13 protein-coding genes are annotated in these 15,343 nt (G+C 74.2%); 12 read left to right on the top strand and 1 reads right to left on the bottom strand.

The genetic code is table 11. The annotated features are described in order from the left end of the window. Positions 1 to 64 precede the first annotated feature (64 nt). The 5 genes from HCK00_RS16725 to HCK00_RS16705 all read left to right on the top strand — a co-directional run bounded on the left by HCK00_RS16725 (position 65) and on the right by HCK00_RS16705 (position 4,991). Positions 65 to 1,423 (top strand): ABC transporter substrate-binding protein, encoded by a 1,359-nt coding sequence (locus HCK00_RS16725; RefSeq protein WP_168102770.1) that lies wholly within the window; start codon positions 65 to 67, stop codon positions 1,421 to 1,423. Continuing rightward, positions 1,420 to 2,397: a carbohydrate ABC transporter permease gene (locus HCK00_RS16720; protein WP_168102769.1), complete on the top strand. Its 978-nt coding sequence runs from the start codon at positions 1,420 to 1,422 to the stop codon at positions 2,395 to 2,397. Before HCK00_RS16725 ends, HCK00_RS16720 begins: the two co-directional genes overlap by 4 nt. Then, entirely contained in the window at positions 2,394 to 3,317 is a 924-nt protein-coding gene (locus HCK00_RS16715; protein ID WP_168102768.1) for a carbohydrate ABC transporter permease, read from the top strand. Before HCK00_RS16720 ends, HCK00_RS16715 begins: the two co-directional genes overlap by 4 nt. Continuing rightward, complete coding sequence (locus HCK00_RS16710) at positions 3,314 to 4,303, top strand: zinc-dependent alcohol dehydrogenase family protein (RefSeq protein ID WP_168102767.1); 990 nt, start codon at positions 3,314 to 3,316, stop codon at positions 4,301 to 4,303. The genes HCK00_RS16715 and HCK00_RS16710 overlap by 4 nt, the downstream gene beginning before the upstream one ends. 169 nt (positions 4,304 to 4,472) lie before the next feature. Then, on the top strand, positions 4,473 to 4,991 hold the full coding sequence (locus HCK00_RS16705) for an NUDIX hydrolase (protein ID WP_168102766.1): 519 nt from the start codon (positions 4,473 to 4,475) through the stop codon (positions 4,989 to 4,991). Between the two features lie 22 nt (positions 4,992 to 5,013). Here HCK00_RS16705 and HCK00_RS16700 read toward each other — a convergent pair whose 3' ends face one another. Further along, positions 5,014 to 5,841 (bottom strand): NAD-dependent epimerase/dehydratase family protein, encoded by an 828-nt coding sequence (locus HCK00_RS16700; RefSeq protein ID WP_168102765.1) that lies wholly within the window; start codon positions 5,839 to 5,841, stop codon positions 5,014 to 5,016. Positions 5,842 to 6,159: 318 nt separating this feature from the next. Here HCK00_RS16700 and HCK00_RS16695 point away from each other — a divergent pair, with 318 nt between their 5' ends. From HCK00_RS16695 to HCK00_RS16665, 7 genes are all read left to right on the top strand, one after another. Beyond that, positions 6,160 to 7,383, top strand: a complete 1,224-nt coding sequence (locus tag HCK00_RS16695) for a hypothetical protein (RefSeq protein ID WP_168102764.1) — start codon at positions 6,160 to 6,162, stop codon at positions 7,381 to 7,383. A gap of 331 nt (positions 7,384 to 7,714) precedes the next feature. After that, on the top strand, positions 7,715 to 8,389 hold the full coding sequence (locus HCK00_RS16690; RefSeq protein WP_168102763.1) for a GntR family transcriptional regulator: 675 nt from the start codon (positions 7,715 to 7,717) through the stop codon (positions 8,387 to 8,389). Between the two features lie 401 nt (positions 8,390 to 8,790). Further along, entirely contained in the window at positions 8,791 to 9,693 is a 903-nt protein-coding gene (locus tag HCK00_RS16685; RefSeq protein WP_168102762.1) for a dihydrodipicolinate synthase family protein, read from the top strand. After that, positions 9,690 to 11,516 (top strand): L-arabinonate dehydratase, encoded by a 1,827-nt coding sequence (araD, locus tag HCK00_RS16680; protein WP_168102833.1) that lies wholly within the window; start codon positions 9,690 to 9,692, stop codon positions 11,514 to 11,516. The genes HCK00_RS16685 and araD overlap by 4 nt, the downstream gene beginning before the upstream one ends. 504 nt (positions 11,517 to 12,020) lie before the next feature. Beyond that, complete coding sequence (locus HCK00_RS16675; RefSeq protein WP_168102761.1) at positions 12,021 to 12,941, top strand: carbohydrate ABC transporter permease; 921 nt, start codon at positions 12,021 to 12,023, stop codon at positions 12,939 to 12,941. Continuing rightward, the gene (locus HCK00_RS16670; protein WP_168102760.1) at positions 12,938 to 13,864 is read left to right on the top strand and encodes a carbohydrate ABC transporter permease; all 927 of its coding nucleotides are present in this window, start codon (positions 12,938 to 12,940) and stop codon (positions 13,862 to 13,864) included. Before HCK00_RS16675 ends, HCK00_RS16670 begins: the two co-directional genes overlap by 4 nt. A gap of 55 nt (positions 13,865 to 13,919) precedes the next feature. After that, a complete protein-coding gene (locus tag HCK00_RS16665; RefSeq protein ID WP_168102759.1) occupies positions 13,920 to 15,197 on the top strand; it encodes a Gfo/Idh/MocA family protein in 1,278 nt (425 codons plus the stop codon). The last annotated feature ends 146 nt before the right edge of the window (positions 15,198 to 15,343 follow it).

Here is a 15,343-nt window from a genome sequence, read left to right as displayed (position 1 = left end):
CCCGCGCCCGCCGGTCCTCCCCTCCCGGCCCGCCCACGACCCACATCTCAGGGAGCTCGACGACATGCGACCCAGAACGATCCGGCGCCGGACAGGCGCCCTGATCGCCGCGGCTCTGGCCGTGAACCTCCTGGCGTCCTGCGCCGGGGCCGGCGGCGCCGGCTCCTCGGAGAACTCGATCACCGTCCTCATGGTGAACAACCCCCCGATGGCCGAGCTCCAGAAGCTCACCGCCCGTCACTTCACCGCGGAGACGGGCATCAAGGTGCACTTCACCGTGTTGCCGGAGAACGACGCCCGGGACAAGATCAGCCAGGACTTCGCCAGCCAGTCCGGCCAGTACGACATCGCCACCATCAGCAACTTCGAGACGCCCATCTACGCCCGCAACGGCTGGCTTCAGTCGCTGGACTCCTATGTGGAGCAGGACGAGGCGTACGACCGGGACGACATCCTGGAGCCGATGACGCTCTCGCTCACCGGTGAGGACGGCAAGCTCTACGGGCAGCCGTTCTACGGCGAGTCCTCCTTCCTGATGTACCGGAAGGACGTCTTCGAGAAGCACGGGCTGGAGATGCCGGAGAAGCCCACCTGGAAGGAGGTCGCCTCCCTCGCCGCGGAGGTGGACACCGCCGAGAAGGGCATGAAGGGTATCTGCCTGCGCGGGCTGCCCGGCTGGGGCGAGTCGATGGCCCCGCTGACCACGATCGTCAACACCTTCGGCGGCACCTGGTTCGACGAGGACTGGAACGCCCGGCTCACCGCCCCCGAGTTCCGCCGGGCCACCGAGTTCTACGTGAACCTGATCCGCAAGCACGGCCAGGCCGGCGCCGCCCAGTCCGGCTACGCCGAGTGCCTCAACAACATGACCCAGGGCAAGACGGCCATGTGGTACGACGCCACCGCCGGCGCCGGCGCGCTGGAGGCCAAGGACTCCCCGTCGCGCGGCAAGATCGGCTACGTGCCCGCCCCGGTGGAGAAGACGGACAGCTCCGGCTGGCTCTACACCTGGGCCTGGGGCGTGCAGAAGGCGTCCGACAACCCCGACGCCGCCTGGAAGTTCATCTCCTGGGCCTCCTCCAAGGAGTACGAGGAGCTCGTCGGCGAGAAGCTGGGCTGGCCCAACGTGCCCGCCGGGAAGCGCGCCTCCACCTACGAGAACCCCGAGTACCTGAAGTCCGCCGGGGCCTTCTCGGAGGTCACCCGCACCGCCCTCAGCGAGGCCGACCCGCTCGACCCGGGCGTCCAGAAGCGGCCCGCTCCCGGTGTCCAGTTCGTCGGCATACCCGAATTCACCGACCTCGGCACCAAGGTCTCCCAGGAGATCAGCGCCGCCATCGCCGGACAGCAGTCGGTGCGGGAGGCGCTGGAGGCCTCGCAGGCCCTGGCCGAGGAAGTCGGCAAGGAGTACCAGAACCGATGACCGGACAGCTCACCGCGGCCCCGCCGCCCACCTCCACGCCGTCCCCCACCCCCGCGGCAGGGCGGCCCGCCGACTCCGGGAAGCTGCGCGCCTGGGCCACCCGCGCGCCGCTGATGCCCGCCCTGGTCTTCCTGATCCTCGTCACCCAGCTGCCGTTCGTCGCCACGCTGGTGATCTCCCTCTTCGACTGGTTCGCGCTCAATCCGGACACCCGGACGTTCACCGGGCTGTCCAACTACGGCACCGTGCTCTCCGACCCGGCGCTGCGCGACTCCGTGGTCACCACCGTGGTGCTCACCGTCTCGGTGGTGCTGGGGAGCCTCCTGCTGGGGCTCGGACTGGCGCTGCTGCTGGACCGGAGCTTCCGCGGCCGGGGCGTGGTGCGCACCATGCTCATCGCCCCGTTCCTCGTCGTCCCGGTGGCCGCCGCGCTGCTGTGGAAGCACGCCCTCTACAACCCCGAGTACGGGTTGTTCAACGGCGCCCTGGCCTGGGCGGGCGGGCTGTTCGGCATCGACGACCCGGTCCAGCCCGAGTGGCTGTCGGAGATGCCGCTGATCGCCATCGAGGCCTCGCTCATCTGGCAGTGGACGCCGTTCATGATGCTCATCCTGCTGGCCGGGCTGCAGAGCCGGCCGCTGGAGACCACCGAGGCCGCCCGGCTCGACGGGGCCGGCTCCTGGCAGATCTTCCGCTATCTGACCCTGCCCCACCTGCGGCGCTACCTGGAGCTGGGCGCCCTGCTCGGCTCGATCTACGTCGTCCAGAACTTCGACGCCGTGTTCACCCTCACCGCGGGGTCCCTGGACACCGCCAACCTGCCGTACACGATCTACCACACCTTCTACAAGGCCCACGAGTACGGCCTCGCCTCCGCCGCGAGCGTGCTCGTCGTCATCGGTTCGATCATCGTCGCCACCTTCGCCCTGCGGGTGGTCTCGTCCCTCTTCAGCGAGGAGGTGTCCCGGGGATGACCTCCACCGCCCCGGCCGCCCCGGCCGCTCCGGCCGAGTCCCCCGGCCGACCCGCCCCGCGGTCCACCGAACCCCCGGCGGCCCGCCGCGCCCGGCGCCGCAGCGCCGCGCTCGGGATGCTGGCCTGGCTGGCCGGGATCCTGTTCTTCCTGCCCGTCGCCTGGATGGTGCTCACCTCCCTGCACTCGGAGGCCGACGCCGCCACCAACCCGCCCTCGATCGCCGCCCCGCTCACCCTGGACGGCTACCGCGAGTTCTTCTCCAGCAGCGACGCCGGCGCCGCCGCCGGGCCCTGGCCGTCCCTGGCCAACTCGATGACGGCGTCCCTCGTCTCCACCGCCGCGGTGCTGCTGCTGGCCTTCCCGGCCGCGTACGCGCTGTCCATCCGGCCGGTGCGCAAGTGGCGGGACGTGCTCTTCTTCTTCCTGTCCACCAAGATGCTGCCCATCGTGGCCGGGCTGCTGCCGGTGTACCTGTTCGCCAGCAACGCCGGTCTGCTCGACAACATCTGGCTGCTCGTCATCCTCTACACCTCGATGAACCTGCCGATCGCGGTGTGGATGATGCACTCCTTCCTCTCCGAGGTGCCCGTCGCGCTCATCGAGGCGGCGCAGCTGGACGGGGCGCGGCTGCCCACGATCCTCTCCCGGGTCATCGCCCCCGTCGTCGGCCCGGGCATCGCCGCCACCGCGCTGATCTGCTTCATCTTCAGCTGGAACGAGATGCTGTTCGCCCGGGTCCTCACCGGGGTGACCGCGCAGACCGCACCGGTCTTCCTGACCAGCTTCATCGCCAGCCAGGGGCTCTTCCTGGCCAAGGTCTGCGCCGCGTCCGTCGTCATCTCCCTGCCGGTGCTCGCCGCGGGGTTCGCCGCCCAGGACAAACTCGTCCAGGGCCTCTCTCTGGGAGCCGTCAAATGAGGGCCGCCGTCATCGAGTCGCCCGGCAAGGCCGTGCTGACCACCGTCCCCGACCCCACCCCGGGCCCCGGCGAGGTGGTGGTCCAGGTCGCCGCCTGCGGACTGTGCGGCACCGACCTCCACATCCTCCAGGGCGAGTTCGCGCCCTCCCTGCCGATCGTGCCGGGGCACGAGTTCGCCGGTGAGGTCGTCGGCCTCGGCAGCGGGGTCACCGAGCTGGCGGTGGGCGACAAGGTCGCCGTGGACCCGTCCCTGTACTGCCACGCCTGCACCTACTGCCGCAACGGCCGCAACAACCTGTGCGACCGCTGGGCGGCCATCGGGGTCACCGTGGCCGGCGGCGCCGCCGAGTACGCCGTCGCCCCCGTCGCCAACTGCGTGAAGCTGCCCGAGCACGTCAACCCGCAGGACGCCGCGCTCATCGAGCCGCTGTCCTGCGCGGTGCGCGGCTACGACGTGCTCTCCGCGCGGATGGGCGCCCACGTGCTGATCTACGGATCGGGCACGATGGGGCTGATGATGCTGGAACTGGCCAAGCGGACCGGCGCCGCGCGCGTCGACGTGGTCGACATCAGCCCCGAACGGCTCGCCACCGCCAAGACCCTGGGCTGTTCGGGCGCCGCGGGGTCCGCCGCGGAGTTCGACCGGGCGCGCGGCTGGGACGTCGTCATCGACGCCACCGGCAACGCCGCCGCGATCCAGGACGGGCTGGGGCGCGTCGCCAAGGCCGGCACGTTCCTGCAGTTCGGGGTCTCCGACTACGCCACCACCGCCGTGATCGAGCCGTACAAGATCTACAACCAGGAGATCACCATCACCGGCTCGATGGCCGTGCTGCACAGCTACGAGCGTGCGGCGGAGCTCTTCGCGGCGGGCGTCATCGACCCCGAGGTCTTCATCAGCGACCGCATGCCGCTGGACGACTACCCCCAGGCGCTGGAGCGGTTCGCCGCCGGTGTGGGACGGAAGATCGTGGTCGTCCCCTGAGACCGCCCTGAGGCGGCCCGGTGCGCCGGGCCGAGGCCGGCGTGGCGCGGGAACCCCCCGTCCCGCGCCCGCCGGCCGCCCCCGCCGGGGCGTCCCCCACGCCCCGGCCGGGGTCCCCCCGGTATGCTCCGGCCGGGCCGGGGTCCCGTCGCCACCGTGGAGTCGTGCCATGCCGCCTTCCCCCGCCGAGCCGCTGTGCGGTGACGGCCGGAACTTCACGCTCCAGTCCTTCCACCGCCTCCCCGAGGACGCGCGCCCCGGCGACGCCGAGATCGGCATGGCCGCCGTGATCCTCTTCCACGGCGACCGGCTGCTGATGGTCCTCGAACGGGAAAGCGCCACCTGGGAGCTGCCCGGCGGCGGCATCGAACCGGGCGAGAGCCCCCGCGCGGCGGCCGTCCGTGAACTCGCCGAGGAATCCGGCCAGGTCGCGGACGAGCTGCGGTTCGCCGGCCTCGGCCGCTATCTGCTGGGCCCGCACCGCCACCGGGTCTACGGCGCGGTCTACGTGGGCCGGACGGCGGCGCCCCGGCCCTTCACCCCCGGCGAGGAGATCGCCGCCATCCACTGGCGCGCCGCCGGGGAGCCGCTGCCGGGCCGTGTCCAGCCCGTCTACGAGTACCTGACCGCCCTCTGCGCACCGCGCCACCACCCCCACCGCGGCCCGGCGGAGGCCCGGCGCCCCTGAGCCCCGCCCGTCCCGCCCGGTGTCAGTGCGGCCACATCGGCGGGTGGGTGCAGAAGTGGCCGCCCAGGTGGGCGTGGTCGGGGTTGCCCGGTTCCAGCTCCCCCTGTTCGGCGACGAGCTTCGCGGCGTACGGCTCGGAGTCGTCCCGCGGCTCGTAGCCCAGGGCCCGGGCCGAGGAGAGGTCCCACCACAGCCGGGTGTTGGCGGAGCTGCCGTACACGACGGTGTGGCCGACGTCCGGGGCGGTCAGCGCCGCGTCCAGCAGCCGGGCGCAGTCCGGCGGGCTCAGCCAGACCGACAGCATGCGCACGCTGGTGGGCTCGGGGAAGCAGGAGCCGATGCGGATGGAGACGGTCTCGATGCCGTGCCGGTCCCGGTAGAGGGCGGCCAGGTCCTCGCCGAAGCACTTGGAGAGCCCGTAGAAGGTGTCCGGGCGGTGCGGGGTGTCCACGGGGATCAGCGGGCCGCCGTCGCCCGGGCGCGGGACGAACCCGACGGCGTGGTTGCTGGAGGCGAAGACGATCCGGCGCACGCCCTCCTCGCGCGCCGCCTCGTAGAGGTGGTACGTGCCGCGGATGTTGGCGTCCAGGATCTTCTCGAACGTGGACTCCAGCGAGATCCCGGCGAGATGGATCACGGCGTCCACGCCGCGCAGCGCCTCGCGGAGGGCGGGGCCGGACGCGGGGTCGGCCAGATCGGCCGTGACGGTGACGGTGCCCTCGGGGACGTCGTCCATCGGCACCATGTCCAGCAGCCGGAGCGTCCACCCGTGACGCGGCAGCAGCTCGCGCATCAGGGTGCCCACGCCCCCGGCGGCGCCGGTGATCAGGACGGTGCGGTCTGCGGGCATGGCTTACTCCTCGGGAGGACGGCGGCCGGCGGTCCGGGAAGACCGGAGGGCTGGAGGGCACGGGTCGCGGTGGCGCGGGGGAGGGGCGGGACGGAGGGCCGGGGCCCGGGGCGGCGGTCAGGGGGCGGGGTCGGGGCCGGGGGTCGGGGTCGGGGCGGCGCGCGGTGATCCGGGAGAAGACTCTGCCATCGGGCAGTAAGCGCTGTCATCCCCGCGTCCGCACTCTCTTGACCGCCCCAGGGGCCCGTCCTAGCGTGACCGCTCCGGCAGACGGGCCCGCGCCCTGGTGGGCGGCGGGCCGGGGAGGGAGACCCACACATGCGAGCCTCGGCCTTTCTGTACCCCTGGGACGTGGTGGGTGACCCGCGCGCCGCGGACCGGGTCGCCGCACTGGGCGTCCAGCAGGTGACGCTGGCCTCCGCCTACCACTCCACCCGCGCCCTCACCCCCCGCCACCCCCGCCACCGCGTCGTCACGGCCCGCCACTCCGCGGTGCTCTACCCGCCGGACCGCGAGCGCTGGGCGGAGCGCCCGCTGCGCCCGTACGAGCAGCGCTGGACCGCGGGGGACGACCCCTTCGGCGAGGCCGCGGAGGCGCTGGCCGGGGCGGGGCTGGAGGTGCACGGCTGGGTGGTGCTGGCCCACAACTCCCGGCTGGGCGAGGAGCACCCGGACATCACCGTGCGCAACGCCTACGGCGACCGCTACCCGTGGGCGCCGTGCGTCGCCCGGCCCGAGGTGCGCTCCTACGCGGCGGCGCTCGCCGCCGAGGCGGCCGTACGGCCCGGGGCGCGCGGGGCCGAACTGGAGTCCTGCGGCTGGTACGGCCTGGCCCATCTGCACGCCCACGACAAGACGGGCGGTGTCCCGCTCGGCGGCGCCGGCCAGTACCTGATGTCGCTCTGCTTCTGCCCGGTCTGCGAGGAGGGGTACGCCGGCGCGGGCGCCGACCCGGAGCGGCTGCGGGCCGCCGTGGTCTCCGCGCTGGAGCCGCTGTGGCGCGGGGAGCCCGAGCCCGGCGCGGCCGGGGACCGGGCGGCGGAGTGGGCCGCGGTGGAGCACCTGCTCGGGGAGGAACCGGCCGCCGTGACCCGCCGCTGGCGGGAGGAGGCCGCCGCCGCGTTCCGCCTGGCCGCCGTGGGCGCCGTCCGCGAGGTGGCCCGGCCCGGGTTCCGGGTGCTGCTCCACGCCGACCCGGCCTGGCACCGTTGCGGGGCCAACGCGGGCGTGGACCCGGCGGAGGCGCTGCCCCTCGCCGACGGTGTGGTGCTGCCCTGCCCGGGCGGCCCGTCCGGCGTCCCCGGGCGGGCCGCGGTGCTGGAGCCCTTCGCCCGGGAACGCCCGGACGGCGCGGTGCTGGCGGCCAACTTCACCGTGGTCTCCGGCGTGGGCGGCTCCCCGGCCACCCTCGCGGCCGACGCCCGCCACGCCGCGGAGCTGGGCGCGGACGAACTCCGGCTCTACCACGCGGGGCTGGCCTCCGACGCCGACCTGGAGACGGCCCGGGCGGCGCTGCGGGAGCTGGCGGCGGCGGTCCGCTGACGGCACGGCGCCCGCCGGGGCCCGGGGCCGCCGCCCGGCCCGGTCCCGGCGGGCCTCCGGCGGGCCGGCGCCCCGGCGTTCAGCGGCGGTGGCAGGTGACGGATGCGGGGCCGCCGGTGGGGGCGGGCGGGGGCCGGCAGGAAAACTTCTCGCGCGACCCATTGACGCGCTCCCGGGGCGGGCCTACGTTCATCGCGTTGTTCCTCGTACGTCATATATGAGACGCGATATACGCGGAACACGACGCTGTCCGGCGGCCGTTCACGGCCGGCGGCCGACTCATGAGCCGTGCGCGGGATCCCGTATGCCGTGCGCGAGATGCGGAGCCTTCATGGTGACGGTGCCCGGTCCTCCTCCGGTGCCGATCCCCTCCCGCACCCAGGTGGTGCTGGAGGCGGTCAAGCACTCCATCCTCACCGGCGCGCTCCGCCCCGGGCAGGCGCTGGTGGAGACGGAGCTGGCCCAGCGGTTCGGGGTCTCCAAGACCCCGGTCCGGGAGGCGCTGAAGACGCTCGCCGGCTCCGGGCTGGTCGTCATCAGCCAGTACAAGGGGGTGACGGTCCGGATGGTGGACGCCGCCATGGCCCGCGAGGTCTGCGACGTGCGGCTGCTGCTGGAACCGGAGGCGCTGCGCCGCTCCGTCACCCAGGGCGCCTCGCTGGAGGAGGCCCGCAAGGCGCTGGAGCAGGCGGACCACGCCGGTGGGCCGGCCGAACGGAGCCTGGCCAACCGCGCGTTCCACCGGGCGCTCTATCTGCCCTGCGGCAACCCCCTGCTCGCCCGGATGCTGGACGACCTGCGGGACCAGGCCGCCCTGGTCTCCACCGTCGCCTGGGCCGCTGACCCCTCCTGGGAGCGCGAGGCCCGCGAGCACCGGGAGATCCTGCGGACCGCGCTGGCGGGGGACGGCGACGGAGCGGCCCGGCTGCTCCACGACCACATCGGCTCCTTCGTGCGGCGGGCGTTCCCGGAGCACGCCGGGACCACCGGATCCCCCGCCCCCTAGACCGCGGGCCGGGGCGGCCGCCCTGCGACGGCTCCGCCCCGGCCCGCGTCCCAACCGCACCACCGGCACGGCCCGCACCACGCGAACGACCCGGGCGGCCCGTACCCGGCTCCCGCACGACCCGCACGACCGGCCCCCCTCCGCCCCGGCGGCGGGAACGCGGCGCGCGCACCGTCTCGCGCGGCGCCCGGCGCGGCGCGGCACCACTCGGCACGACACAGCACGACACAGCACGGCACAGCACGACACGGCACCACACAGCGCAGTCCGGCACGACACAGCACCGCACCGGCGTCCGCCGCACCCGGCGGAACGCCACCGAAGGCGAGGGCCCGCACCCTGCGGGGAGCGGACCCGAGCACAGCCCGCGGCAGGCGCCGCGCACGGAAGGGCGGACAGGAATGGACCAGGCACGGCTGACCGCGGCACTCGCCCAGGTCGTGGCGATCCCGGTGACGCCGTACGGCGAGGACGGCCGGGTCGATCTCGCCGGCTACCGCGCGCTGCTGCGCCGGATGCTCGACGGCGGCGTCACCACCGTCACCCCGAACGGCAACACCGGCGAGTTCTACGCCCTGACCCCGCAGGAGCGCCGGGCCCTCACCGAGGCGACCGTTCAGGAGGCGACCGGCCGGGCCGCCGTGGTCGCCGGCGTCGGCCACGACATCCCCACCGCGATCGGCGCCGCCCGCCACGCCCGGGACGCGGGTGCCGGCCTGGTGATGGTCCACCAGCCCGTCCACCCGTACGTCTCGGAGGACGGCTGGGTGGACTACCACCGCGCGATCGCCGAGGCCGTACCCGAGCTCGGCGTCGTCCCCTACATCCGCAACGAGCGGCTGGACGGGGCGCGGATCGCCCGCCTCGGCGAACTGTGCCCCAACGTGGTGGGGGTGAAGTACGCGGTGCCGGACGTGGCGCGGTTCGCGGCGGTGGCGCGGGACGCGGGGCTCTCCCGGTTCGTCTGGGTGGCCGGACTGGCCGAGCTGTACGCGCCCGCCTACTTCTCCGCGGGGGCCACGGGGTTCACCTCCGGCCTGGTCAACGTCGCCCCGCGGCTCTCGCTGGACATGCTGGACGCGCTGCGCGCCGGGGACTACCCCGCCGCCATGGCGGTCTGGGAACGGATCCGGGAGTTCGAGGACCTGCGCGCGGACCGGCAGTCCGCGAACAACGTCAGCGTCGTCAAGGAGGCGATGGCCGTCCTCGGCCTCTGCCGGCGGGAGGTGCGCCCGCCCAGCCGGACACTGCCCGAGCCGGAACGCGGCCGGGTCGCCTCGCTGGTGAAGGGGTGGGAGCTGTGACGGGCGGGCCGGGGAAGACCCCCGGGGAAACCCCCGGGGAGTACGGCGGGACGGCGGCTCCGGCCGGGCCGGCCGCCGGCGCCGCCGCGGAAGGACGCCGGGTCCGCCCCGAGGAGCTGCGCAGCCACGCCTGGTACGGCACCGACGGCCTGCGCGCCTTCAGCCACCGCGCCCGCACCCGGCAGCTCGGCTACCTCCCCGAGGAGCACCTCGGCAAGCCCGTGGTGGCGGTCCTCAACACCTGGAGCGACATCAACCCCTGCCACCGCCACCTGCGGGAGCGGGCGGAGGCCGTCAAGCGGGGCGTCTGGCAGGCGGGCGGCTTCCCGCTGGAGTTCCCCGTGGCGACGCTCTCGGAGACGTTCCAGAAGCCGACGCCCATGCTCTACCGCAATCTGCTGGCCATGGAGACCGAGGAGCTGCTGCGCTCCTACCCGGTGGACGGCGCCGTGCTGATGGGCGGCTGCGACAAGACCACGCCCGCGCTGCTCATGGGAGCGGCCTCGGCGGGGCTGCCGGCCGTGTTCGTCCCGGCCGGGCCGATGCTCCGCGGCCACTGGCGCGGGGAGACCCTGGGCTCCGGCACCGACATGTGGAAGTACTGGGACGAGCGGCGCGCGGGGCGGCTCGGCGACCGTGAACTGGACGAACTGGAGGGCGGCCTGGCCCGCTCCCCGGGGCAGTGCATGACGATGGGCACCGCCTCCACCATGACGGCCTGCGCGGAGGCGCTGGGCGTGACGGTGCCCGGCGCGTCCTCGATCCCCGCCGTCGACTCCGGCCACGACCGGATGGCCGCCGCGGCCGGACTGCTCGCCGTGGACCTCGTATGGCGTGACCTGCGGCTGCCGCAGCTGCTGACCCGGGAGGCGTTCGAGGACGCCGTCACCACCGCCCTCGCGCTCGGCGGCTCCACCAACGCCGTCATCCACCTGGTGGCCATGGCCGGCCGGGTCGGGGTGAAGCTCGGCCTGGACGACTTCGACGCCCTCGCCCGCCGGGTGCCCGTGCTGGCCAACATCCGCCCCGGCGGCGCGTATCTGATGGAGGACTTCCACTACGCGGGCGGGCTGCCGGGCCTGCTGGCGCGGCTCGGCGAGGCCGGGCTGCTCCACCTCGACCGCCCCACCGCCGCCCACACCAGCCTGCGGGAACAGCTCGCCGGGGCGCTCGTCCACGACGACGACGTCATCCGCACGACCGGTGACCCGCTCGCCGAGGAGGGCGGGATCGCGGTGCTCCGCGGCAACCTCGCCCCCGACGGCGCGGTGATCAAGCACATCGCGGCCGACCCGCGGCTGCTGACGCACACCGGCCCCGCCGTGGTCTTCGACGACTACCAGGAGCTCCAGGCCCGGATCGACGACCCCGCTCTGGGGATCACCCCCGACAGCGTGCTGGTGCTCCGCGGCTCCGGACCGCTCGGCGGCCCCGGCATGCCCGAGTACGGGATGCTGCCGATCCCCGCCGCCCTGCTCAAGGAGGGCGTCCAGGACATGGTGCGCCTCTCCGACGCCCGGATGAGCGGCACGAGTTACGGCGCCTGCGTGCTCCACATCGCCCCGGAGTCGCACGTCGGCGGGCCGCTCGCGCTGGTCCGCACCGGCGACCTCATCACCCTCGACGTGCCGGCGCGGCTGCTGCGGCTGGAGGTGGACGACGCCGAACTCGGCCGGCGCCGCGCCGCCCTGCGGCTGCCGCCCGCGCGGTACGGGCGGGGCTACGGGTCGCTCTACCAGGAGCACATCACCCAGGCCGACACCGGCTGCGACTTCGACTTCCTGGCCCGCCCCGGGCAGGTCCCCGATCCCTGCGCGGGCTGAACCCCGCGCCTCCGGCCGCTGACGACCGACCGCACCGACCTGGCCTGACCTGACCTGACCGACCGGACCGATCCGACGGACGGCACCGGCTCTCCCGGCTCCGGCCGCCTGGCCGGGGCGGCCGGCCGGGGCCCGGCCGGCGGTCACGCACACCGCGCCCGCGCTCCGGCGGACGCGGGACACCGCACCACCCCGGACCTCCGGGCTGCCGCACCACCCCCCGGGTCCTCCCGGTCCGGCACGGCAGCTCGCTCGCCGCTTGGTAAGCGCTTGCAGTGAGGCTCCGGTGAGCCGGCGGGACCGGATACCCCGGCTCCCGCGGGCCCCGGCAGGACCCCGAACGAACCGCACCACGCGCCATCCGAACCACCGGCACCATCCGCACCGCCCGCGGCACCGACCCCGGGCGGACGACACCCGCGGCGGGCACGCCCGGTGACGGTCCGCCGCCCGACCGGCGGCCACCGCTCACCCGTCCGCCCCGCTCAAGGAGAAGGAGCAGTCATGGCCCTCGCCGTGGCGAAGAAACCCCGGAGGCCCGGCCGCCGGGCGGGCGGCCCGGCCCGGCTGCCGTATCTGCTGATCTCACCGGCCGTGCTGCTCATGGCGGGCTTCCTCGCCTACCCCATGCTCAGCGTCCTCTACTACAGCCTGCAGCACTACAACGTCACCAAGCCCTGGCGGAACGGCTTCGCCGGGCTGGACAACTTCTCCGCGCTCCTCGCCGACGACCTCTTCTGGCAGAGCCTGGTCTTCAGCGCCCGGTGGGTCGGTGTGGAGGTCTCCCTCCAGCTCGTCTTCGGCCTCGCCCTGGCCCTGATCGTCAACCAGAGCTTCATCGGCCGTGGCCTCTCCCGGGCGATGGTCTTCTCGCCCTGGGCCGTCTCCGGTGTGCTGACCACCACCATCTGGATCCTGCTCTACAACCCGTCCACCGGGGTGAGCCGCTATCTCGCCGACGCCGGCATCGGCTCCTACGGCACCTCCGTGCTGTCCGACCCGGACACCGTCTTCTGGGCCGCCGTGCTCGCCGAACTCTGGCGCGGGGTGCCGTTCTTCGCCATCCTCATCCTCGCCGACCTGCAATCCATCCCCCGGGACCTCTACGAGGCGGCCTCCGTGGACGGCGCCGGGCGGGTGCGGCAGTTCCTCCACATCACGCTGCCGCACCTCAAGGACGCGATCATCCTCTCCACCCTGCTCCGCGCGGTGTGGGAGTTCAACAACGTCGATCTGCTCTACACCCTGACCGGCGGCGGACCCGCGGGGGCGACCACCACCCTGCCGCTGTACGTCGCCAACACCGGGATCGAAGGCCACGACTTCGGCTACGCGTCGGCGCTGACCACCGTGGCCTTCGTGATCCTTCTCTTCTGCTCGATCCTCTATCTCCGGCTCAGCAAGTTCGGGGGCGAACGATCATGACCACCGCCATCACCGACCCCTCCGCGGCCACCGGCGAGCTCCCCTCCGCAGCCGCCGCGGGAGCGCCCCCCGCGGGCCGTGGCCGCCGCGGCTCCGCCCGTGGCCCCGGCGTGGCGGACCGGGCGCCGCGCTGGCAGATCTATCTGCCTCTCGGGCTCTACCTGCTCTTCACCCTGATCCCGTTCTACTGGATGCTGCTGTTCGCGCTGCGCCCGGCCGGGTCGACCTCCCTGGTGCCCTGGCCCGCCACCACCGTGCACTTCGACAAGGTCTGGAACGAACTGGGCTTCGCGGTCTTCTTCCGCAACAGCCTGCTGGTCGGTATCGCCTCCCTGCTGATGACCACGGTCGTGGCGCTGGCCGGCGGCTACGCCCTGGCCCGCTTCCGGTTCCGCGGCCGCGGCGGCTTCCTGCTGGCGCTGCTCTGCTCGCAGTTCATCCCCGGGGCGCTGATGCTGGTGCCGCTCTTCGAGATCTTCCGGGAGCTGGGGCTGGTCAACTCGCTGTGGAGCGTGGTGATCGCCGAGACCGTCTTCCAGCTGCCGCTCTCGCTCATCCTCATCAGCGGCTTCATCCGCAACGTGCCCCCCGAACTGGAGGAGGCCGCCTGGGTGGACGGCTGCGGGCGCTTCCGGGCCTTCTGTGCCGTGGTGCTGCCCCTGCTGCGGCCGGGACTGATCGCGGTGGGCTCCTTCGCCTTCGTGCACAGCTGGAACCACTTCCTCTTCGCGCTGATGTTCCTCAGCTCGCAGGAGAAATACACGATCCCCGTCGGCCTCAACTACACCATCGGAGCGGAGAGCGTCGATCTGGGCGCGCTGGCCGCGGGCGGCGTCGTCGCGGCGGTGCCGGTGGTGATCGTCTTCGCCTTCATCCAGAAGTGGCTCGTCGCGGGGTTCAGCGCCGGGGCTGTCAAGGGCTGACACGGGGGCCGGGACGCCCGCCGTCCCACCGCCCGGGAACGGAATCGGGAGAGACATGACGGCAGTTGACGGAGCACGGCAGCCGGCCGGGCCGGTACCGGTGGTGCTGGCCGGCGCGCGCGGGCACGGCGCCTGGCACCTGGCCAACCTGCGGCGGCTCGCCGGGGCCGGGCAGCTACGGCTCGCCGGGGTCTGCGAGCTGGAACCGCTCTCGCCGCGGGAACTCGACGGCTTCGAGGACGTGGTGCAGTCCCCGGACCTCACCGGGCTGCTGGACCGCACCGGCGCCCCGGTCACCGTCATCTGCACCCCCATCCACACCCACACCGGCCTGGCGCTGGCCGCCGCCCGGGCCGGATCCCACGTGCTGCTGGAGAAGCCGCCCGCCCCCTCCGCCGAGGAGTTCCGGCTGCTGGCCGAGGGGGTCGAGGCGGCCGGCACCGCCTGCCAGATCGGTTTCCAGTCGCTCGGCTCGCACGCCCTGGACGCCATCGTGGAGCTGATCGCCGACGGCGCCGTCGGGCGGGTGCGCGGCATCGGGGGCGCCGGGGCCTGGGTGCGGGGCGAGGACTACTACCGCCGCGCCCCCTGGGCGGGGCGGCGCACCCTGGACGGCCGGGACGTCGTCGACGGCGTGCTCACCAACCCCCTCGCACACGCCGTCGCCACCGCGCTGCGTATCGACGGCAGCGACCGGGCCGGGGACGTCACCGCGATCGAGCTGGAACAGTTCCGCGCCCACGACATCGAGGCCGACGACACCACCTGCCTGCGGCTCACCACCGCCCGCTCCACCCCCGTCACCGTGGCCGTCACCCTCTGCGCCGAACGGAACACCGACCCCTATCTGGTCGTCCACGGCGACCGCGGCCGGATCGTCTTCTGGTACACCCGCGACCGGGTGCTCGTACAGCGCGCCGGGCAGGCCCCGGAGGAGACCCTCCACGGACGCACCGATCTGCTGGAGAACCTGCTCGCGCATGTGCGCACGGGCGCCCCGCTGCTCGTCCCCGTGGCGCGCACCGGCGCGTTCACCCGCGTGGTGGAGGCGGTCCGCACCGCGCCGCCGCCGCTGCGGCTGCCGGACACCGCCTGGCACCACGCCGAGGGGCCGGCCTGGCGCAGCGGCGGCACGGCCCGGCGCCGGGTGATCCCGGGGGTGGACGGCCTGATCACCGCGAGTGCCGAGAGGCTCGCCCTCTTCTCCGAACTCGGCGCCGCCTGGGCCGGGCCGGTGTCCGCCACCGCCGCCCCGGCCCCGGCCTCACCCCCCTCCGCGCCGCCCACCCCGGCGCGGGCGGCGGGCGACGAGGCAGGACCGGGAACGCCGTGACGCCCCCGGCCCCCGGCGGGCAGCGGGAACCCCACCGCGCCGTGCCGCCCGCGCCACCCCCGCCGCGCCGCCCCCGCCGCGCCACCCGCGCCGCGGGACACCGCGCCGTTCCGGGCGGCACCCGCGACGGCGCACCCCCTTCCTCA

The organism is Streptomyces zingiberis (assembly GCF_012034935.1).
Classification (GTDB): Bacteria; Actinomycetota; Actinomycetes; order Streptomycetales; family Streptomycetaceae; genus Streptomyces; species Streptomyces zingiberis.
This window is presented reverse-complemented; position numbering and strand designations above follow the sequence as displayed.